Origin of the sequence: Lacibacter sp. H375 (assembly GCF_037892425.1) — a bacterium.
In the GTDB taxonomy this organism is placed as follows: Bacteria; Bacteroidota; Bacteroidia; order Chitinophagales; family Chitinophagaceae; genus Lacibacter.
The window spans coordinates 2,039,158-2,061,732 of record NZ_JBBKTT010000001.1 but is presented as its reverse complement, the minus strand read 5'-3'; the positions used below and the strand labels follow the sequence as shown (position 1 = coordinate 2,061,732).

Here is a 22,575-nt window from a genome sequence, read left to right as displayed (position 1 = left end):
ATTAAAATTGTGCAAGCAATCGGGATAACCAATCCCCGGCCATCAAATGAAACTTTTTTTGCTTTTAACCCTTTCCACCTTGTTGTTGCATGCATCTGCCCAAACAACAGAGAAATATGCGTTGATCGTGGCGGTTTCAAATTATGCCCCTTCAACTGGCTGGAACAAACTGAACGCAGATAACGATATCCCCCTCATCAAAGAATCATTGAAGCGACAGGGTTTTAAAGAAGAAAACATCCGCATTATTAAAGATAAAGAAGCTACTAAAACAGGCATCCTCACAGCCATGCAGCAACAGTTGATCGCTAAACCCAAACCGGGTGATATCTGTGTATTTCATTTCAGTGGTCATGGTCAGCAAGTGATGGATGACAATGGCGATGAAGCTGATGGATATGATGAAGCATTAGTTACCTACGATTCACCTATGGAGTATGAGGCCGGTGTTGAAAAACATTTAAGAGACGATGTGTTTGGGTTGAAACTCGAAGAAATTCGAAAGCATCTCGGCAATAACGGCAACTTGTTGGTGATCGTTGATGCCTGCCACAGCGGAACAAGTACAAGATCAGGACTTGGCAATTATCGTGGCACCACAACAAAATATGCACCCAAAGGATACAAACCCGTAGCAAATACTAAAGTAGTTAATGAAGGTTTATTTAGTCTTGGTGAATCAAAACCGGGGCTTGCGCCCATGAGTGCGTTTTTTGCATCAGCAGCATCAGAACTTAACCAGGAATGTGGCGATGAACATTGTGGAAGTCTGTCACTTGCTTTCTCCAAAGCATTAGCAAAAAGCGACAGCAAAACCAGCTATCGTGGTTTGTTCGACAATGTGCGTTTAGAGATGAGTAAGATGGTGCCCGGACAAACACCAAATGCCGAAGGTGATCTTGATAAAGAGATATTTGGCGGTAAAGCGTTGGGCAAACCCAATTACTACGCAACTGAACAGATCATCAACAAGAAAAAAATAACTATTGCCTGCGGTAAAATTTATAGTGTGTTTGCCGGTACAACCATTTCGCTTTATCCATCAAACACGTATAACAGGGAATCAGCCAAACCAATTGCAAAGGGTACCATTATTACAGCTGGTGATTACAGCAGCGAAGTGGAACTTGATACCGAATTAAGCGAAGATGTTTTAAAAACTGCATGGACATTTTTAGATGAAGTAAGCTTTGGTGATTTAACAGTTCCGGTTACCGTTAAGCTTACTGATGCAGCACTTGCATCATCGGTTAAAAAAATTATTTCACAGATTAAACAGGCAAAACTTACCGAAGCACAAGGCGATGTGTTTATTGAACATGGTATTGAAGGTTTCAGCACCGATTCAATTTACATTTCTACTTCCGGCGATTACAGGTTAGGCGTTTGTAGTAAAACATTATCTGATGAACAACTCGCAACATTTATCAGTTCAAAGATTGCTGCCTTTGGCCGTGCAGCTTACCTGCGCAACCTCAATATGAAAAATGAAGAGTTGAATGTTGTGTTTGAATTTGTTCCAATTGAATATAAAAAAGCCGAAGGAAATAATAACGCCATCATCAAAGATCTTCCTGAGAAAACCATTAAAGATGCATCAGGCAATATTGTATTTCAGCACGATGACAGGTACAATTTACGCATCATTAACAATGGTCAGGAGCGACTTTATTATAACATTCTTGAAATACAGCCCGACAATATTGTGAATGTATTATTGCCTGCAGCGAATCAACAGCCAATGGATTGTTTTATTAATCCGGGTGATACAGTTCGCCTAACAAGGATTTTCCGCATTGGTCCGCCCGATGGAATGAATGTGTTGAAACTGATCGCAGCAAAATCGGCGTTGAATCTCCGCCAGGTATTTGCAGCACCGGGGCTCAACCGCGGCGAGACGCCCAAGCCCAACAATCCATTTGAAAAATTAATGCAGAGCATCAATAAGACAGAAGCTGTGCAAACACGTGGAAGTGGCGAAGAAACCATTCAGCCCGATGCCGTGAATATTCATTCGATACCCTTTAAGATCGTTCCTAAAAAACAATAAATCTTTAAACCATCATTTATCACAAATCAACAAAATCAAACAGTATGAAAAAGTTAGTGTTCCTCACGATCGCTATTATCGGTTTAACCGTTGCATTTAGCAACAAAGCAACTGCACAAGCTGCTCCTAAAAAGAAAGTGGCTGTTATAGCACAGGAAGTAAAAGAAAAGAAAGATCTCCCTGGCCCGGAAGGTGGTCCACGTGAAAAGAAAACCCGTGGTTATTGCTATGCCTACTTCGATAATTTTACCGGTCACTATGTTGACATTTGGGTAGAAGGCATTTACCAGGGTCGTCTCTCTCCTTATGCAACTTCAGTTCGTATTGATGTATGGGTGCCTGGCAACTGGACAAAATGGTATGCAGAAACAACTGACAAATCTTTGTATTGGAGTAACAGCAGCTATTGCAACGATAGCCGTGTGTTTACATTAAACCTGAAACGCTAAGTAAATCCGTTTGAATTGAAAGGGTATAAACAGATTGTTTATACCCTTCTTTGTTTAAGCCAACACGATTCCACTCATGAGAAAATTCTTTGGTGAATATCTGCTGCTCAACCTGTTCATTTTTGGTTGTGTATCATTACTATCGTTGGTGATCATTAATTTTTCCATCTTCGATCCGTTTACGGAAGCGTTTCGTGATTTCACATTAACTGATCTGTATTACAATAAAGTACAGGATAAAAACAAGATATACAACAAAAACCTTGTACTCATAAATGTTGAAAATAAAAGCCGGAAAGAAATCGCCTTTTTATTGCAGCAAATACAGGAAGGCAATCCCAAAGTTGTAGCACTGGATATCATTTTTGCACAAAGAAAAAATGAGGATGACAGTTTGTTACAAACAGCATTCAACTCACATGATAATTATGTTCTTGGTTACTCTGCTAATTTTGAAAACCAACTGGAATCAATTTATACCGACAGCTTTTTTATAAAAGCCAGGGACGGCTATATCAATGTAGCAGGTGAACATGCTGAATTTTCAACCATCCGTTATTACTATCCCTTTTATCAAAAACAGGAAGCATTTACCAGCAGCATTCTTAAAAAATTTAACCCCATCATTTATCAGCAGCTGAAAAACAAACGCAACAATCAAACAGAAATTCATTACTATGGCAATATGTCCAACTTCAACTATTTCGATTTTGATGAGGTGATGGATGACGACTTTGATGTTACTCAACTAAAAAATAAAATTATTTTACTCGGGTTTTTAGGCATCCCTTCTCAGCGGGGCACCGCTATGCTTGACGAAGACAAATTATTTACGCCTCTTAATGCAAGACTATCGGGCCGCAGTTATCCTGATATGTACGGCTCCCTGATACATGCAAATATCCTTCGAATGATTCTGGAAAATGATCATATACGGGTAATACCAAAGTGGGTAACAGCCGTTCTGTCGTTTCTTCTCATCTGGCTCACTTTACCCATTATTTGCGGCCTGTTCTTTAAAGGTGATCTCTGGTTTAATTCTGTTGGCACATTGCTGCAGCTTACTGGCAGCGTGCTTGTAGTTTTTCTCACCTTACTTACCTACACTTATTTCAACATAAAATTCGACCCTGGTTTATTGCTGGCATGTCTTGTTTTACTTCCAACTTTTATAAATTTATACGAAGCTTTACTTAACTTTCTGAGACATAAATTGAAAATACCTTTTCATTCGGCTTTTTTAGGAACAAATAAACATGCGTAAATTAATTTTCATACTGCTTCTGCTGCAACAATCATTTGCACAAGCTGGTGCCGGCCAGAAATACCTGTTGTACCACGTAAACAAAAATGTACAGCGGGTTGAAAATGGAAAAAAAGAAATAGCCAGACGTGGTATGTTTTTAATGGCACCGCATACGATTATTTTACAGCCTCAAGCCGATGTAATGTTGGTGCAAAACGACGGCAAGTCATTATTACTGAATAAGCCCGGTACCTATACATTCAACCGCCTCAGTCAGCTATTCAATAGCGTAAACATCAGTTCGCTTTCCTCAGGCTTTTTCAGTTATGTGTTTGAAAAGTTTTTACAGAACGAAAATGCTGATGAACAGCAGAAAGTGACAGCCGTCGTTTTCAGAGGAAAAAAGGCAATGCAGTTACCTGTTGACAGCAGCTTTATCTTTTCATTTCCTGTTACGCTGCAATGGAAACCCGAACAAAAAAACATTCCTTACAAATTGCAAATCCGTATTAACAGAGATAGTATTGATACTATCATCCATAATCAAAACTCCTTTTTGTTGACGGAGCAGCTGTTTAAGACTGACAGTAGCGCTGCTTTGCTTGCATGGAATGCTGTTCCATCAGATAGCAAATCAACTATACGTCCTTTTCTTGCCATACTTCCTGCAGCAAATGATAAAGAAATAATTGAACAGCAGTTGAAACAATTACGAACTGCTTACAGTAAAGACCCTTCAATGCTTCGTTTATTGGAAAAAGATCTTTTTGAGCGATGGATGGAAGTGTATCAGCTACGTTGAACAGTTTTATTTTTTCAGTAAAAAAAGTAATGGAATACTCAAACGCCGGCTCCATGCATTTTCAGAATGATCTTCCCCGATAAATTCTTTGCTTTGCCAATTTGTAGCTGTGTATCCCTTCGCTTGCATAACAGCATCGGCTTGCAGTTGAAATGGTTTGTACAATGAATCAAGCCCAGCAGTTCCGTAGTCAAAGTAAATTTTGTGTGAAGATGGGTGAGGTAAATGTTTTTGAAGATAGCTGATGAAAGCAGCAGGTATCGGGTTATTCGCTGTTGCAAATATTCCCGGCCAATGTGTACTTAAACAAGCAGCTCCGCCAAATACATCGGGATATTCGCAGATAGCATACATTGAAATCAATCCACCCATACTGGAACCGGCAATGAACGTATTTGCACGATCAGTTTTTACAGAAAAATTTTTATCAATGAACGGCTTCAGTTCTGTAATAAGAAATTTAAGATAAGCATCCGATTGCACGGGTGCTGCAAACAAAGCATAATCAGTTCCACGGGTTGCTTTGTAAATCGAATCCCGTTGAGCTGTTGCTAATGACAAAAAAGGTTTTTGCGGAAAATAATCGGCATGGCGCATAACACCTGTATTCCAAACTCCCACAACAATACAGTTTTTGATTTTTTGCTGTTTGAGCAAATCGGTCATGGTCTCATCTACCCCCCATTCCTGTTTGTTCCATGTGACAGTTGAGTCGTAGAGCATTTGCCCATCGTGCATATACAGAACAGCATATTTGTTTTGAGAGGAATAACCGGGCGGCAACCAAACATCCACATTTCTTGCTCCAACAAAAGAAGAAGTAAATGCAGGAAATCGCTTCAACTCTCCGTTGCTAACAACAGGCTGTTGCGCATATAAACAAATATGCATGACTAATATCAGAAAAAGAAATATTGCCCGAGTCATGAATAAATGTAAATATTTCGATGCAAATACAGCTATCGAAGGGAGCTAAAAGTGGCTAGTTAGAAGGTGCAAGCATTTCGCTCAGAATAGTAGAAATTTTCTCAAAATCGGAACTTTTATCAAGAAAGTGTTCAGCTCCAAGCTCCATGCATTTTTTGCGGTAGCTTTCAAACGCATGATTGGTAATCATGATCACCCGGCATTCGCTGTTATTTTGTTTGATATAATTGAGAAGATCGATACCGCTTTTGCCAGGTAGATTAATATCAAGCATCGCAATCTGTGGGTGCAAATCATTAATAAGCGCCGTGGCATCTTCATAGTTAGTAGCGGTATGAAACGATGCCGCATTGAAATCCTCCGAAAGGATGGTGAGCATCCTTTCTACATAGCTAACATTATCATCAACAATGAGTATCAATGGTTTCAACGCCTATTAATTAAACGGCAATTTAACGAGGATAAAATGAGGGAACTATAGGAGATTTCACCGTCCGACTGTAGAATTTTTAACTACAACCGGTAGTATAATAACTACACTCTCTTTAGATCAGTTTTTTCTCAAGCGCATACCTTGTAAGATCGGCATTCGATTTCATACCCATTTTTTCGAGTACTCTTGACCGATAGGTGCTTACAGTTGTAACGCTTAAAGCAAACTGGTTTGCAATTTCACTTACGGCCTTACCACTGGCCAACATTTTAAACACATCAAATTCACGATCAGATAATTTTTCGTGAAGTTGATCCGTCGTATCAACTTCAAAAGCCTTCGCCAGTTTTTCAGCTATGGTGGGAGTAATAAATTTTTTACCCAATTGAACTGTTTGGATGGCTTTTACAATATCATCATGGATGGTTTCTTTTCCCAGGTAACCAGCCGCACCGGCTTTTAACACACGCAGTGCATACTGATCTTCAGGATACATACTCATAATGAGCACGGGCAATTTGGGAGCGATTTGTTTGATTTGCGAAAGTGCATCGAGCCCACTACGGCCAGGCATGCTGATGTCGCATATCACAACATCCCATTCCTGTTGAATGATCTTATTCACCAGTGTTTCGGCATCGCCCGCTTCTCCAATCTCTGCTGAAGGATACTCTTCAAGCAACAAAAGCCTGAGTCCCCGTCTTACTATGGCATGATCATCTGCAATAAGAATTTTTTTCATAACGACGTTTCTGGATAATTAGGTTGCAATTAAATTAATGGTACCCGGACTTCCAATTTTGTTCCTTTAGAAGGTTCGCTTTTAATGACAAAAAAACCCTGCATCATAGCAGTTCGTTCTTTCATCCCCAGCAAACCCAGTGTTTTCTTTCCCGCTAAAGTATTCATGTCGAAACCTGTGCCATTATCCTCAATGTACAAAATAAATTCATTGTTCTGATTTATCAAATGTATATCTACTTGAGTGGCAGAAGAATGACGAATAATATTAGTTAGTGACTCCTGTAATATACGGAACAACCCCGTAACATATTCAGTTGGTATCTCAACCAAAGCATCAGGTTTTTGCATGTTCACTTTTATGCCGGTACGTTTGGCAAACATGTCAACCTCCCACTCAATTGCCGCAATAAGGCCGATATCATCGAGCAAACTTGGCCGCAGATCTGTTGCAATTCGCCGCACCGTAGCAACCGTTCCATCAATAATTTCCTGTATCTCATCCATTTTAGCAGGTAACGGTTCTACATCACCAGATTTTAATTTTTTCTTCGTCCATGAAATATCCATCTTCATAACCGTTAGCTGTTGACCCAGCTCGTCATGAATCTCACGGGCAATGTTAGCCCGTTCATCTTCCCGTACTTTCTGCAGATAGGCAGTTAACCGACGTATTTGCTGGTACGATTCGTTCAGTTCTTCTTCAGCCCGCTTTCGTTCTGTAATGTCACGAATGATGGTATTTGTTTGCTCATCACCCGCCGCAGTTTTGAACTTTACTGATGTGATCTCAGCTAAAAACGTGGAGCCATCTTTCCTGAAATGCCGCAACTCACCTTGTGCTTTGCCCCATTTGTTCCTTGCATTAAAAAATTCAGGCCAGTTAGGATCAGTTTCGTCAAGTATAGCTGTTCGTCCGCCTCGGCATATTTCCTCTTCTGACATCCCAAAAATTTCTGTGGCTGCTTTATTGGCCGAAAAAATATTGCCCTTACCATCGGTAAGTAAAATACCATCCATGCTGTTTTCAAAAAATAGACGATACTTCTCCTCGCTTGCATTTAACTCCAGCAATGCCTTTTTCCGAATTGTTATATCCCTGATATAAATGGAGAGTCCCGATGGCGATGGATAAATATTTATTTCAAACCACTTTTGAAAACGTGCAAGCCAAGTGTCGAGATAAATATATTCACGTGATTTGAACGTTTCACTAATAGCATTTTCAACTTCGCCTTCACTGGTTGAAAAGAGTTCGTAAACAGAAGTGTTGGTTAGGCTAGTTGAATTGATATTGAAAAGCATCTCTGCTTTTTTATTCACGTACACAACCTTGTAGTCATTATCGATGCCAATAAACGCATCAGATATACGCTCGAACACATTACGAAGCTCTGCTGTTTTTTCCTGAACCTGTATTTCCAGTTGCTGATTAAATTCCTGAAGTTGCTTTTCAAGCAGCTTTCGTTCCGAAATATCACGATGAACGGCAACATAGCCAGTGATTTCCTGTTCCTGGTTTTTTAATACTGTAACAGAGGCCTGTACATTAACTGGTTGCTGCTGTTTATTGAAAAAAACATACTCAGCATTATAATAACCTCTCTTATTCAGGTCAGCAAGAAGTTTTTGAGACGTTTCCGGGTCGAGTGTGCTTTTCAGAAATGAGCCCATGGGTTTACCCAGTACATCTTCTTTTTTATATCCGTAGATCTCTTCTGCCCCTTTGTTCCAGCTCACAATGTTCAGGAAAGAATCTGTTGACAAAATTGCATCGCTGGTTTGTTCAACAAGATTGGCCAGGTAATTTTTTTCCGCAATAATTTCCTCCTGGCTTTGTTCACGACGATTAAGCAGCAACGTATTTACCCAAATAAGCGAAAGAAAAAAGAAGATCATGCTGGTGACAAATAAAGCAGAACCAAATTCAAGGTTATATAAACCAGAACGTTGCCCCCATACACGGAATAACCCAATTAATACTGGTAAAATAAATGCAGGAACAAACAGTCTCCACGCAATGTAACTGCCACTAAATTTACTTGTTAATTGTTGCATAATTCCATTGCCAGGTGATGCAAATAATGTTGCAAGAGAAAGCAAAAAAAAGCAGATGCCGGAACTAAGTGCCATGGGTATATAGTTCTGCACTTCATAAAACTCCTGCGCACCGAATATGTAACCAAGTATTGAAAACACAGCAACCATTAACGCAATAACATTTGCGGCCTGCGTTATTATCAGAAAAAAACGATCATTTTTATGAAAGAATAAAGCAACAACAGCTAATAAACTAAAACAAAATGCTGTGTTTGGCGCCATTCTGTTTGTAAATCCACCAACAGCATCCGTGTTTACTTTGTCTGCAAACATCAATTGATCGAGAGGGTATTCCCATCCCATCGCACTTGCTAAAATTTTCGAAAAAGTAATTACAAAAACTATTGAGGTAATACCATGGGCGATCAATAGCTTGCGTCGGTTGTCTTTATGTTTCAACTTAAACCGAAGCGCAATAACCAAGGTTACAAAACAGAGAGATGTAAGAGGATTCATAGCTACCAATCCACTAATGGGATGCTTGAGCCATTCAACAGAGAATACCCAGCCGGCAAAAGAAAGCAGGCTAATGACAAATATTACCGTTAACATGATAAGCGATCTTTTGACCAGCCGTTGCTGCAAGTCAGGATCGGGCGCAAATCGACTCATTTATCTTTCTGTTTTCGTTTAATTATCTCCATTCGTATTATTTAGAGAGGGTTCTTCAATAATCAAGTACTTCATCATGTAAAACCGGCACATGCACCTCTACTTTCATACCCTTCACAGGGTTGCGTTTTATTCTGAACGTGCCTCCCATCATAACCGTGCGTTCCTGCATACCCAATACGCCTAATGTTTTCTTTTTGCCAATACTGGTTACATCGAATCCTTTACCGTTATCTGAAATGGCCATTGTAACCTCTTTATCTTCTACAAACAATTCCACCATCACTTCTGTTGCTTCTGAATGCCTGGCAATGTTTGTAATACTCTCCTGGTAGATTCTGAAAAGACCAGTTGCAATTGGTCTTGGAATTTCTATAGCAGATTCAATCGTAAAAAATTCCGTTTTTATTCCTGAACGTTTCCCAAACTCCATCAGATGCCATTCAACTGCCGCTGCCAACCCGAGATCATCGAGCAAAACCGGTCGCAGATCAGATGAGATGCGACGCACCGTATTTACTGTATCGTTCAGCATCTGCACAATTTCAGCAGCCTTATCATTCAACTGCTGGCTTTCAAGTTGTTTTATTTTTTTAGTTAACCACGACATATCCATTTTTAATACGGTTAGCTGTTGCCCTAACTCATCGTGAATTTCACGGGCTATGTGTGTACGCTCTTCTTCCCTTGCATTCTGCAAGTGGGAAGTAAGTTTCCTGATGGCCCTGTACGAACTGTTTAGTTCATTCTCGGCTTTCTTACGTTCTGTAATATTCCTGATAAATGCAAGAAACCTTCCGTCTGATAAAAACTTTGCGTTGATCTCAATATCTACAATGGATCCATCTTTTCGTTTTAACCTCCGTTCGCTCCTTGCTCCCTGCTCACTTTTCATTTCTTCGAACCTGAACGGATTTGTTTTGAGTTCTTCGGGATCTGAAAGGTCGTAGATGGTGAGTGTTGAAAGTTCCTCTTCGGTATATTGAGATAGTTTTAAACCCGCCGAGTTAACGATCACGAACTTGCCAGTTTGGTCGGCAATAAAAATTCCATCTGTTGCCTGCTCAACCAAAGTGCGGTATTTTTCTTCACTTTGTAATAAAGCGTCCTCAGCTTTTTTACGCTCGGTAATATCCATCATACTACCCATCATACGAACAGGTTTACCATCTGCATTACGAACGATATAGGTACGATCGTAAACCGTAACAATTTCGCCTGATGATTTTATAAACCGGTACTCGGTGATCCAGGTATTCTCTGTTGAAGCCAGTGCATCATCTAAGCTCTTAATCACCCAGCCCCTGTCATCGGGATGTAAATGCATTTTCCATGCTTCAAAATCGGGTATTTCATTTTCCAGTGTTAACCCATACAGCTTCTGGTGCATTTCATTTCCCCACGACACACCTGTTTCCAGATTCGTTTCCCAAACAGCATCGTTCGTGGTTTTGGCAATAAGTTCGAACCGTTGATTAGAATGAATGATATTTTCTTCCGCCAGTTTGCGTTCTGTTATATCCATCATACTACCTGTCATGAGTATGGGTTCGTTATTTTCATTACGGGTAATATAACATCTGTCGAAAATATATTTATAGTCACTTCCTTTGCCAGCACGAAAACGATATTCAGATATGAACACATTGGTATCTGATGCCAATGCATCGTCCTGCATTTTAAGAATGGGATAACGGTCTTCTGGATGAATACGGGCTACCCATTCAGCTTTAACAGGCACAGGGTCTTCCATAGTTAATCCATATAACTGTTGATGCATTTCATTACACCAAAGACTATTGGCTTGCAGGTCCCACTCCCAAACAGCATCATTAGTGGTGCTGGTGATACGCTGAAAACGACTGTTTGACTGCTTTAATTCTTTTTCTGAATTAATACGTTCTGTAACATCACGTACGTAAGTGCATAAAAAGAAATCATCACCATTTTTAATTTCTCTTATAAGCAGCTCTGCCATAAACTCTCTGCCATCTGAACGCACAGCTGGCAATACCATTACTTTATTAAGTACAGGGCTGTTACCAGTTGCATGGTAATTGGCAAACCCATTACGATGTTTGGAATGATAACGTTTGTGGATAACCAACGATGAAAGTTTTTTGCCAATAGCTTCTTGCTCTTTCCATCCAAAAATCTCCTCAGCCTGGGGATTCCAGGTAAAGATCACTTCATCCTTATCTATACAAATAATGGCATCAAGAGCTGAGTCCATTATAAGCTTGCGGATATCTTCACTGCTGCGTAATTCTTCTTCCTTCTTTTTTCTTACCGTTACATCTCGTGTTACACCTAACGCATGCACGATCTTACCTTCTGCATTCAGGTAGGGAACAATATTGATCTCGCACCAACGTTTTTTCCCTTTTAACGTATGCATCTCAAATTCCATTAAACCAGACTTGCCTTCAAATGCTTCTGCCACCATTTTGGCAGCCTGCTCCTGAAATACAGGCGCCACAACTGCAAGTATTGACTTACCTCTTACAGTTTCAAAATCATCGATCTCAACCATCTCCATGCCTGCCTTATTAATTTCAAACAACTCACAATTACGGCCCATGAGTTTAATACATTCAGGATCGGTATTAAGGATGGTGCGTAAGCGGTTTTCGCTTTCGATTAGTGCCAGTTCATTTTTCTTACGTTCGATACTATACTGGATGCTGCGGGAAAGTATTGTATCATCAAACTCGCCTTTCACCAAATAATCCTGGGCACCCCTTTGCAAAGCATCGAGCGCCAGCTGCAGATCATTAATACCACTTATGATAATAATGGGTGCAGTTGGAAAAAGTTGATTGATCTCTGCCAACGCAGGCAAGCCATAACTGTCGGGCATTACAAGATCAAGAAAAATAAGTGAAGGAGAAATGGTAGTCGCCTTTTCACGAACATGCTTGAAGTTTGACACGTTAATGATTTCACCGGTTTTTATACCTCCCGACTCGAGCGCTTCTTTAATTAAAAAGAAGTCGCCTTCATTATCTTCTATGACTAATATGGATTGAACCATTTGCATAACATCAACATTCTTGGCAACTCCGGGCATTGTAGTTAAACAATAAGTTTGGTGCGTTTAATTTAGTTATTCAAGGCTTTTTGAAACGTTTAGATTTGCTGTAAGAGCTTTTAGATTTATTCATAGGAGGATGGATTATGCTTAGCGAGGCTGCTCTTTTTTCAGTTTTTCCTGTTTATGCTTCTTTGTACAAAATAGCAATTTTCTTCCCGTTCTCTCTTTTTTAGTCTTAAAATTAGGAGAAACGAAGCGAAAGTTTCTCATCTGCTAATGGTTTACACCAATAACTATTAAAGCTATTCTGAAATGACCTCAAACACTTAGCGAAAAAATTATCTATGTAGACTTTTAACTACAAACTTTCCGCACTATTACTGACCATAAGATAGGCTTACATTCTATTTCATGTGGCCTTCAAAATTTGTCTCTTTGTACTATAAAACGAATAATACGATTACTGAAATACCTGAACTATAAAAGATGGCAAAAAGAAATCTTATTTTCCTAAGGCCTTTGAAACCACAACTATCCAACCTGTGACGACAAAAAAAGTTTTGATGATGATAAGAATGATGATTGATGATCCTACCCCTGAAAACTAGAATTCCTGTTGCAAGGAAACGTTAAGCCCGGCACCGCTTTAATGGCAGCCGGGTTTTTTATTGGCACAACAGTTTAAATTCAACATGCAGTTCGCAACCATTACCGGGAGATGTGATCATTATTACTTCTCCACCCTGTAATGCTGCTCTTGTGCGGATATTCATCAAACCAACCCCGGCCGTTTTTTGTGCCGGATCGAAACCAACACCATTATCTTTTACTCTTAATACGATCTTATAATCTGCCTGCAGCAACTGAATTTCTAAAGTAGATGCCTTTGAATACTTGAGAATATTATTTACCTGTTCCTGTAATATTCGATAGATAGTCAGCTTCAGTTGTTCTGACATAATACTTTTGTCAACAATTGAAACTTCTTTCGAAACAATTATTCCGCTTCCTTCCTGCACAACATTGATAAGTGAGTTGATGGATTTTTCTAAATCGGCATCCTGCATGGCTGGCGGTATTAAAGCATGCGACAAATGACGGATCTCCTGGATAGCATTTCGAATAAGCACATCTGATTCGTCAATGTAGGATATATACTCGTCCCCTTTTTCTTTTACCAGGCCCAGGTATAATCTTGAGCTCGCCAATATCTGGTTTACATTATCATGCAGTTCTCGTCCAATTTCTTCCCGTTCCTTTTCCTGGGCAACAATAACAGCTCTTGTAATTTCCTGCTCCATTTTTTGTCGTTCCTCCTCCAGCTTTCGTTCCAGTTTTATTTTCTCTGTTACGTTTGAAGCAATGGCCATTATAGCAGAGCGGTTATTGTACTGAATTTTATTTGAAACGATCTGCATATACATTTCGTCGCCCTGCTTATTGATGTGTTTCCAGAGGCGACTTGCTGATGTAAATGAATCTTTTTTTGCTTCGCTAACAAAACTTGTAAAGCTTACCCAATCTTCCTGCTTTCTCAAATCCTGCATATTCATACTTAAAAACTCCTTCCTGCTGTAACCATAATTTTCACTTGCTACCTGGTTTACTTCAAGAATACTTAAGTTATCAAGGTTCCAGATAAATATACTGGCGGGTATACTGTTAAAGAATAATCTATATTTCTCTTCTGACTCTCTTAATTGTACTTCAGATTTTTTACTTTCGGTAATATCCTGCAACGAGCCGATAATACGGGTTACTTTTCCCTGCTCATCCCTCACGGCAAATCCTTTATCCAGCACATGAATGTATACACCATCGCCCCTTAAAAAACGATACTGTTCCTCAAAATGGGTTGCGGCTCTGTTTCGTTCAAGACCGCCAAGGATCTTTCCTTTCAGATCACCTTCATCGGGATGGATACGTGAAATCCAGAATTCATTCCCTTCATTCCTAAGCTCAGCGGGAAGTTTCAGGATCTTCACAAACTGTTCTTCATTGCGATATACTTTATTATTAAGCACATCCCAATCCCAAACAAGATCATTCGTTGCCTTACTTACAAATTGATAACGTTCATTGCTAAACCGTAATTCAAGTAATGTCTTCTTCCGTTCAATACTGTAAAGAATTGTTTTCTCCAGCAGCTTTTCATTGAACTCGCCTTTCATCAAAAAATCCTGGGCACCTAAAGCAATGGCATCAGTTGCTGTATTGGTATCATTTAAACCCGAAAGAATAACAACAGGAATGTTTTCAGCATATTTGTTTACGTGCAAAAAAGTATCAATACCGTCTGAGTCGGGCAAAGAAAGATCAAGCAATACAATGTCCACATGTTTCTGTTGCAGCAATGCCGCGGCATCTTCCACCGACAATGCTTTTTCAATTGCAGATATCTGCAAAGATGTATCCATCAGAAGCTCTGCAATAAGAAACTGATCTCCCGGATTATCATCCACAATCAAAATATGTAAATCATTATACTTCATGGGAACCCTCGTTAAAATTGTTCATCCAGAAATTCTGAATAGTTTGTATCGCTTCAAAATATCCACCAAGATCAACCGGCTTCTGCAAATAGTAGTCTGCATTTAATTCGTTTATTTCCTCCAGGTCACTTTCCATACCCGACGAAGAAAAAATAACAACAGGCACATGCTTCAACTTATCACATGTTTTGATAAATCTGAGCACCTGTTTCCCGTCAATTTTTGGCAGATTGATATCAAGTATCACCAGATCTGGTTTCGAAACATCGCTGTATGGTTGCTCACGGTTAAGATAACGCAATGCCTCTTCGCCATCTTTCAATGTCACTATTCTATTCTTTAGCTCCCAGCTAAAAAATGCTTCTCTCGTGAGAAGATCATCTCCCTGGTTATCTTCGACCAACAAAACTTCCACTTCTTTCATAAGTATTTATTTATTGCCCGGAAATGAGATGTCTTTTAATTGTAAACCAAAAAGTACTTCCTTCACCGGGAACCGAATCTGCATAAATTCTACCACCATGCCTGTCGATGATCTTTTTACAAATGGCTAAGCCAATACCTGTTCCGGAATACTCGCTTTTATTATGCAAACGCTGAAAGATCACAAATATCTTGTCAGCAAATTTTTCATCGAAACCAATTCCATTATCCTTAACCGAAAACAACCATTCATCTTCCCTCTCCTCCACATTTATTTCAATGTGTGGCTGTTTATCCCCCGAATATTTCAAAGCGTTACTCAACAGATTCTGAAACAACTGGGTCATTTGTGTTTTATCGGCTATTGGAAGCAATGGCAATGCGGATGTTTTTATAACAGCTTGTTTTTCTTCAATGCGCAAACTGAGATTCTGCAATACATCTTTTATCACCAGATCAATATGAACCTGCTCCAAATTCTGCCTGCGTGTACTTATACGGGAATAGTCAAGCAGATCATTGATCAGGTATTTCATACGCAACGAACCTTCAACTGCAAAACGGATATACTCACGTCCCTTTTCATCGATTGAGTCATGGTATTTCTTTTCTAATAATTGCAGGAAGCTGCTGATCATCCGCAATGGTTCCTGCAGATCATGCGAGGCGATGTAAGCAAACCTTTCAAGTTCGGTATTTGAAATTTGTAATTGTTCCGCACGCCGCTCAAGCTGACCATTGAGTTCCTTTAACCGCAACTCAGATAACTTTTGTTCTGTAATGTCTTTTGTTGCACCAATCATTCGAAGAGGTTTTCCTTCTTCATCTCTGAAAATATATCCTCGGTCGTACACAAACGCATACTCTTCGTTAGAACGGAGGAAACGATACTCATCCTCCCAGAAATCCTGTTTGACATCATCAAAAACCTTTTTCCTCTTTTCTACCACTATATCGACATCTGCCGGATGTACTTTTTTCATCCAGAACAAATCATCGCTGTTTGCATTCTGTGCATCATATCCAAACATGATGTTGAACCCTGTACCGGCTCTCACTACTTTATTGGTCTTTATATCCCAATCCCATATAACATCGTTTGTAGCGTTTGTTGCATATTCATAACGTTCATTACTCAGCTCAAGCTGAAACAATGCAAGTTGCTCACTTGTTACATCTTTTGCAATGCCATACACACCGGTTATGTTACCATCAACAACAATTGGTATGTTGATGATATTTAAATATTTCTGATTGCCTTTCACGGTAATTGCACGCACATCGAAGGTTTGCGGCTCGCCTGTTTTTACTTTCAGGAAATGCTGCTTTATCTTTTCCAGGTCATCCGGATGGCAGAAAGGCACACATGATCCGGCTTCAATAATATCCTGTCTTGTACATTCAAGTAATTTTTCAGTTCCTGGATTGAAGCTTGTAAAGTTACCTTCCAGGTCAAGAGAATAAACAGCGTCGGGATTTTGATCGAACAATGATTTGTATTGTTGACGGCTGATGGCAAGCGATCTTTCTGTTTCTTTTAGCTCGGTAATATCATTAACAGATCCAACAAGTCTCACACAATTTCCTTCATTATCATAGATAGGTGTTACAGTAACTATACCGGTTTTGACACCCGTGGGATATGTTGCTTCTTCCTGCCAAACAACAGGTTTGCCAGATCGTACTGCTTCATTGTATTTGGAGAATGCCAATGAAAAAGATGGTTCGGGAATAACTTGCTGAACAGGTTTATTGAACAGATCTTCCTGCCTCATACCAATTGCGGACAGCCCCGCATTGTTCATCGAAATAAAGTGAAAAGCTTCTCCATTACCTTCTACACCAAGCAGGAAAATAATCCCTGCTGTTGAGTTATAAATAAGATTGAGCTGCTCTTCGTTTACCTTAAGGGTATGTGCAGCTTTTTTTGCTTCTGTAATATCATATGATACCCCGATTATTCCTTGAACATTTCCATCAGTTCCAAATACCGGCGAGTTAATTGAGAATGCAAGAAATTCTGCATTCTGTTTGTTTCTCACAAGGAAGTCGCCCGACCAACTTTTACCAGCAGCAACAAGTTGAAATACTTCAGCTGCTTGTGCAGTATAAAAAGGATCGCTTGTAGCAATGATTGAAAAATCGTTGCCGATGGCTTCCTCCTTAGTATACCCATAAAGTTTTTCAGCAAAATGGTTCCAATAAGTAATGGAGCCTTTAAGATCAGCCGCTATTACTGCCTGCTCAACATTATCAAGCAGGTTTGCCTGGAATTTTATAACCTCGTTTGCTTCAACTTCTTTAGTAATGTCCCAGCTTATTCCTATAATGCCGATCAACTTACCATTTACATCACGCAATGGAGAATTCTGTACTTGTATTTTAAATGGTCCGCTGCTCTTGTGATTTACCAAAAATTCACCTCTCCAACTTTCACCGGCTGATAATTTTTCCATTAGTGTTGTTGCCTGCTCAAACGACATTTCAGCGGGCACTACTTCCATTATATTTTTTCCAATTACCTCTTTCCCTTGCCAGCCATACAGCTGCTCAGCAAAATTGTTCCAATAGATAATGGCTCCTTCAACCGTAGTTACAATAACCGATTGCTGAATTGTACTTAACAGGTTCGATTGAAACTCCAGTTCATTCTCATACAGTTTTTCTATTGTAACATCTTTTAAAATACCAAATACTCCGGTGATCTCACCTGCTATAATAATCGGCATCAGGCTAACAGCAACTGTTTTTTTCTTGCCGGTGCTGGTTAAAATTTCTGTTTGGAAACGTTGGGCATGTCCATTCCTTGCTTCCTTAAAGTAATTGCGGATAACCTCCACTTCAATTTCATCGAAATAACTTTCGAATTTTTCGCTAAGTAATTTCTCACGTGTTGTTTCTGCAATCAACATACCTGCATCGTTTACACTAACGAAATTGCCCATGAGATCAAACGAAACCACGGCATCAGGGTTTTGATCGAATAACGATCTGTATTCCTGTTGACTGATGGCAAGCTCACGCTCCATAGCCCGTTGATCGGTTACATCATGAAACACACCAATTAAACGAACTGCTTTCCCTTCTTTGTCTGAAACTACTTTTGCCTTTGATTTTATATAGCGAATACTTCCGTCGGGGCGTACAAACCTGTTATCGGCAACGAAATCACTTTTATTGACAACAGCGTTACGCATTGCCGCAATAGAAGATGCCCGGTCTTCAGGATGAACAACATTGAATCCATGTTCAGGAGTTACTTCAAACGCATTGGGTTCATATCCACAAATCCGAAATACTTCTTCTGACCAATACAGTTTATTTGTAACAAGATCTATTTCCCAACTGCCAACATGTGCAATTGATTCTGCCTGTTGTAACAACTCTTGTTTGTGGGTGATTTCATCAAGTATTTTTTCCTCTACCGTAATATCTCTTACGGTTACCATAAAGCTGCTGCAATCGCCATCGGCATCCAACAATGGGGAATAAGTGAGCTGGTAATTCTCTATACCAAAACCTCTATCAACAATATGTTTGTAACGGATCTTTTCGCCAGCCAATACTTTATTGTAGATAGTTGTTAAGTAGCCATACCTTTCCGGTTCAGCCAATGACAGCAGGCTATCGCCCATGTTCAATTCTTTCCCAAGTATCGACTTAGCTCTTTCCTTAGTGGCTTTATTATAGTTAACAACTTTGTATTCCTTATCAATAATCATGAACATCTCTTCTGTGTTATTAAGAATAGATGCCATTTCTTCCTGCCACTGCTGAAACTTTTGCTCCTGTTCTTTACGAACAGAAATATCGTAAATAAATGTGCTGGTGTTGTCTTCACCATTCATTCCCTTAAAAGCATTAGAGGAAAATTCAAGCGGAAACTTTTCTCCGCTTTTACGTATCCCGGTTACTTCACCGGCAGCAAATCCTTTTGAATCAGGTTTCAGTAATTTTTGCTTCACACGTGGGTCGGCATAATCAATAATCGCCTGCAATCCTACTTTGCGTAACTCTTCAACAGTGTAGCCAAACATTATTTCGGCTGCCTTGTTTGCATCAAGTATTGTTCCATCGGGTCCGGTAAGAAAAAAAGCATGCACTGAATTTTCAACAATGGAGCGATATCGAATGAGTGTACTTTCAGCAACTTCATGCTTACGTTTCTGGTCAGAAATATCGCTGTACGATGCTACAATAAACCGACCACTCTGTTCGTCAGCAAACAAATCGAAGTTCACCGCCAGATCGATCAACAAACCTTGCTTTGTTTTTCCTTGCCACAATGCCTGTTGTATTGCCTGACCGTTTTGCAACACAGATTGCTGAACAATAGTTACGTCTTTTTGAATTGATTCCGGGAAAATAAATACAGAACTAAGACCTTTCAGTTCGGATGCATTATAACCAAACATGCCGCAAAATCCTTCGTTTACTTCAACAAACAAACCGTCTTCACCAATAACAGCTAAAGCCACGGGTGTGGTATTAAACACCGATTTGAAAAAAAGATTGTTATTGGGTTGGGGATTCATTAATGGCTTTCAGTTCTTATAATTATTCATAGCGGTTTTCATACATGCTGCGTACAGTCCAAACATCCACAGCCTATGGTAAGTTCTTTACAAGATTTGAGGGACAGAAATAATTGTTTTGCGCTTAGCGACAAACCGAAAGACATATCAATAACTTCAACTCGTTGATAGAAATAGACTTTATTTCCCAGCAACATGAGCAGGCAGCAACGATCTTTAAATGGATGGAAAATGATGAAGTAAAAAAAAAGTGGCATCAGTTTTTCCATAGGACGTATTCTATTGCAAAAATGTAGCTTTTGGGTTCTCATTATTCCGGCAAGAATTTATGCCGTACATAACGTGATTTTGTACTTGATGAGCCTTCGGCTACACCAGATACAATGAGTCAACAAATATCACTAAAAAGACTAAGCGATGCTATAGTCTTGTTGTTCGATTACTTGTAGTATAGATTCTACACTAAGAGATTACAATTAATAACAATTAGCAAGAGAAACATGTTTTACATTTCAGGTGGTTGATGCATTTATCATAGCATCGGCTAGTGCGTTATAACATTTTGTCCAGGCTTCTTTTACCTCTGGCGTATAGTCTTTACCAAGACCTTGTTCCAATGTCCACAAAAGCGCTTCACCTACTTTTTTATACTGAGCCGGTTTGACACCGTACGACACATGACGTCTGCCCATAGCGGCAATTTCGTCAGACATATCTTCGAGATGATCGAGCCTTCCAACAACAGTACTCAGCATATCAATCAACTTTTGATATTGCTGGTTCATTTCCTTTGGAAACATTTTACGTACCGATGGGTTGTCGAGGAATAATTTTGAGTAGAATGTATCACCCACTACAGTGGGATTTATTTCCCTGAAAAGTTTCCACGTACGTTTGATTAATATGATCTCTTCCTTTGTCATCTCTGTTCATTTTCTCAAGTGTAAAATTGCAGGAAAGCCAAAAGCTGACAAAAAATAACTGGCCGAAGTGTAGTAAAAACCAACTGAAGTGTAGAAACCCCCGGTTTGTATCCGGAGGTATTATTAAACCTTATATCAAAATAACCAATTATGCACGTTCATGTGCTTCAGCAGTAGCTTGAAGCATTGCAGAAGAAAGAAGCCCATAACAGTTTGCCCATGCCTGTTTCACTTCATTTGTCCACATAGCTGCAAGTGCCTGCTCTAAAGTCCATAACAATGCTGCACCAACCAATTCGTAGTGCTCTTCCTGCACGCCATATTTCACATGACGTCTTGCCAAATTTTTAATGTCGTCAAGGATAGTATCCAGCTTATCAAGCCTGTTGATCACATAACCGATCATTGTCATTAATTTTTTTGATTGCACAGGTATTGATTCACTGAACATCGGCTTTAAATAAGGAGCCGACTCAAAAAGGCGTTTGTAAAAAATACCTCCTGCAACTACAGGATCAATACCTTCAACAACCGACCAGGAATACTTTACGAGGTGAATTTCGTTAGCTGTCATTTTTATTTATTTTAAAGTGATAATTAAACAATTATGATTCTTGAGAGATCATCGGGGCAATACCTGATATGTACCATGTCGCCAACAAGTGGTTTCTGCTCCCTGTTCAAAAGTGTTTGCATGTGCCTGTACGTAACCACGCCTTTTATCTTAAACATTACCCACAAACGTAATTGCACATAACCAAGTAACTGATCATTCTCTTCTACCATATCCAGGATGTGTACAGTTGCAGGAACACCGGTTCTCAACAGAAAGCGCTGCCATTGCAGTTGCTCATAAATTAAGCGTCTGCTTTTTTTCTGAAGTAAACGATTGAACCATTGTAGCAACATATCCTTTGTTTTGCTTACAAATATTCAATCAGAAGTGGGGTGATTAAAAATTTATCCTGTTGAAGCGTATAGAAATTAAACTGAAGTGTTGGGTTATTGAAGAAGAAAGAAAATTACATCACCTGTCCATCCATTTTTTAAACTCAGGACTTTTCAACCGGCTCATATCAACTTCCAGTTTATGATTCGGCTCCTTCAGTTTAATGATGAGTTTTGAATTTTCAACCGGCTTCACAGATTGGATTGCTTCAATATTAATGATGAACTGACGGTTCGCACGATAGAACTGACGGGGATCAAGCAACTCTTCCACTTCTTCAAGTGTTACATAGTCGATCATATACTTATCACCATTATGCAGGTAAATATAGTTGAGCACCTCTTTGCTGAAACAGGCAATATCTTTTGTATTAATGGGCATCCATTGGTTGCGGATGTTTACAATAAACTTCTCTTTGTATTTAGATGATGCTGAAGGATTTGATAATGACTTTAATAACTCAGCAATATCGGCTGGTGGCTTTTCATTTTTTTCCACCAATTTCCGGCACTTATCAATTGCAGCTATAAGTTCATTTTCCTTTACAGGTTTCAACAGGTAATCTACTCCATTTACTTTGAATGCACGAATGGCATACTCATCGTACGCTGTTGTAAATATGATGGGGCATTTCAAACTGAAATCGTTGAAGATATCAAAGCTTACTCCATCACTCAGTTGAATGTCCATGAACAACAGATCCGGCTCAGCATTTTCTCCAAACCATTTACGTGCAGTTTTTAAACTGGGTAATACCTGTATCACATCCACATCAGGAGCCGCTTTCGCTATTTTGTTCTCCAATACTTTGGCAATGATTTCTTCGTCTTCTATTATAACTGCTTTCATATTTTGTTGT

General features: G+C 39.5%; 16 protein-coding genes. 4 read left to right on the top strand and 12 right to left on the bottom strand.

Translation table 11 applies throughout. The features are described from left to right. The first annotated feature begins 46 nt into the window (after positions 1-46). The 4 genes from WG954_RS09040 to WG954_RS09025 all read left to right on the top strand — a co-directional run bounded on the left by WG954_RS09040 (position 47) and on the right by WG954_RS09025 (position 4,547). On the top strand, positions 47-2,050 hold the full coding sequence (locus WG954_RS09040) for a caspase family protein (RefSeq protein ID WP_340435692.1): 2,004 nt from the start codon (positions 47-49) through the stop codon (positions 2,048-2,050). A gap of 44 nt (positions 2,051-2,094) precedes the next feature. Next, positions 2,095-2,499: a hypothetical protein gene (locus WG954_RS09035; protein WP_340435689.1), complete on the top strand. Its 405-nt coding sequence runs from the start codon at positions 2,095-2,097 to the stop codon at positions 2,497-2,499. Positions 2,500-2,575: 76 nt separating this feature from the next. Beyond that, positions 2,576-3,763 (top strand): CHASE2 domain-containing protein, encoded by a 1,188-nt coding sequence (locus WG954_RS09030; RefSeq protein WP_340435687.1) that lies wholly within the window; start codon positions 2,576-2,578, stop codon positions 3,761-3,763. After that, a complete protein-coding gene (locus tag WG954_RS09025) occupies positions 3,756-4,547 on the top strand; it encodes a hypothetical protein (protein WP_340435685.1) in 792 nt (263 codons plus the stop codon). The genes WG954_RS09030 and WG954_RS09025 overlap by 8 nt, the downstream gene beginning before the upstream one ends. A gap of 6 nt (positions 4,548-4,553) precedes the next feature. Here WG954_RS09025 and WG954_RS09020 read toward each other — a convergent pair whose 3' ends face one another. From WG954_RS09020 to WG954_RS08965, 12 genes are all read right to left on the bottom strand, one after another. Next, the gene (locus WG954_RS09020) at positions 4,554-5,474 is read right to left on the bottom strand and encodes an alpha/beta hydrolase (RefSeq protein ID WP_340435682.1); all 921 of its coding nucleotides are present in this window, start codon (positions 5,472-5,474) and stop codon (positions 4,554-4,556) included. A gap of 55 nt (positions 5,475-5,529) precedes the next feature. After that, positions 5,530-5,904, bottom strand: a complete 375-nt coding sequence (locus tag WG954_RS09015; protein ID WP_340435680.1) for a response regulator transcription factor — start codon at positions 5,902-5,904, stop codon at positions 5,530-5,532. Positions 5,905-6,019: 115 nt separating this feature from the next. Further along, positions 6,020-6,649, bottom strand: a complete 630-nt coding sequence (locus WG954_RS09010; RefSeq protein ID WP_182804201.1) for a response regulator — start codon at positions 6,647-6,649, stop codon at positions 6,020-6,022. 29 nt (positions 6,650-6,678) lie between these two features. Beyond that, positions 6,679-9,360, bottom strand: coding sequence for a PAS domain-containing sensor histidine kinase (locus WG954_RS09005; protein ID WP_340435678.1), 2,682 nt, complete (start codon positions 9,358-9,360; stop codon positions 6,679-6,681). 55 nt (positions 9,361-9,415) lie between these two features. Continuing rightward, the gene (locus tag WG954_RS09000) at positions 9,416-12,400 is read right to left on the bottom strand and encodes a PAS domain S-box protein (RefSeq protein WP_340435677.1); all 2,985 of its coding nucleotides are present in this window, start codon (positions 12,398-12,400) and stop codon (positions 9,416-9,418) included. Between the two features lie 659 nt (positions 12,401-13,059). Continuing rightward, positions 13,060-14,886, bottom strand: coding sequence for a hybrid sensor histidine kinase/response regulator (locus tag WG954_RS08995; RefSeq protein WP_340435676.1), 1,827 nt, complete (start codon positions 14,884-14,886; stop codon positions 13,060-13,062). Then, positions 14,876-15,310, bottom strand: a complete 435-nt coding sequence (locus WG954_RS08990; protein WP_340435675.1) for a response regulator — start codon at positions 15,308-15,310, stop codon at positions 14,876-14,878. Before WG954_RS08990 ends, WG954_RS08995 begins: the two co-directional genes overlap by 11 nt. Positions 15,311-15,320: 10 nt before the next feature. Further along, positions 15,321-19,844, bottom strand: coding sequence for a PAS domain S-box protein (locus WG954_RS08985; RefSeq protein WP_340435674.1), 4,524 nt, complete (start codon positions 19,842-19,844; stop codon positions 15,321-15,323). Between the two features lie 512 nt (positions 19,845-20,356). Then, complete coding sequence (locus WG954_RS08980) at positions 20,357-20,767, bottom strand: globin domain-containing protein (RefSeq protein ID WP_340435672.1); 411 nt, start codon at positions 20,765-20,767, stop codon at positions 20,357-20,359. Positions 20,768-20,915: 148 nt separating this feature from the next. Beyond that, the gene (locus WG954_RS08975) at positions 20,916-21,341 is read right to left on the bottom strand and encodes a globin domain-containing protein (protein ID WP_340435669.1); all 426 of its coding nucleotides are present in this window, start codon (positions 21,339-21,341) and stop codon (positions 20,916-20,918) included. A gap of 23 nt (positions 21,342-21,364) precedes the next feature. After that, entirely contained in the window at positions 21,365-21,676 is a 312-nt protein-coding gene (locus tag WG954_RS08970; RefSeq protein WP_340435668.1) for a hypothetical protein, read from the bottom strand. 118 nt (positions 21,677-21,794) lie between these two features. Beyond that, positions 21,795-22,565 (bottom strand): LytR/AlgR family response regulator transcription factor, encoded by a 771-nt coding sequence (locus WG954_RS08965; protein WP_340435667.1) that lies wholly within the window; start codon positions 22,563-22,565, stop codon positions 21,795-21,797. Between the last annotated feature and the right edge of the window lie 10 nt (positions 22,566-22,575).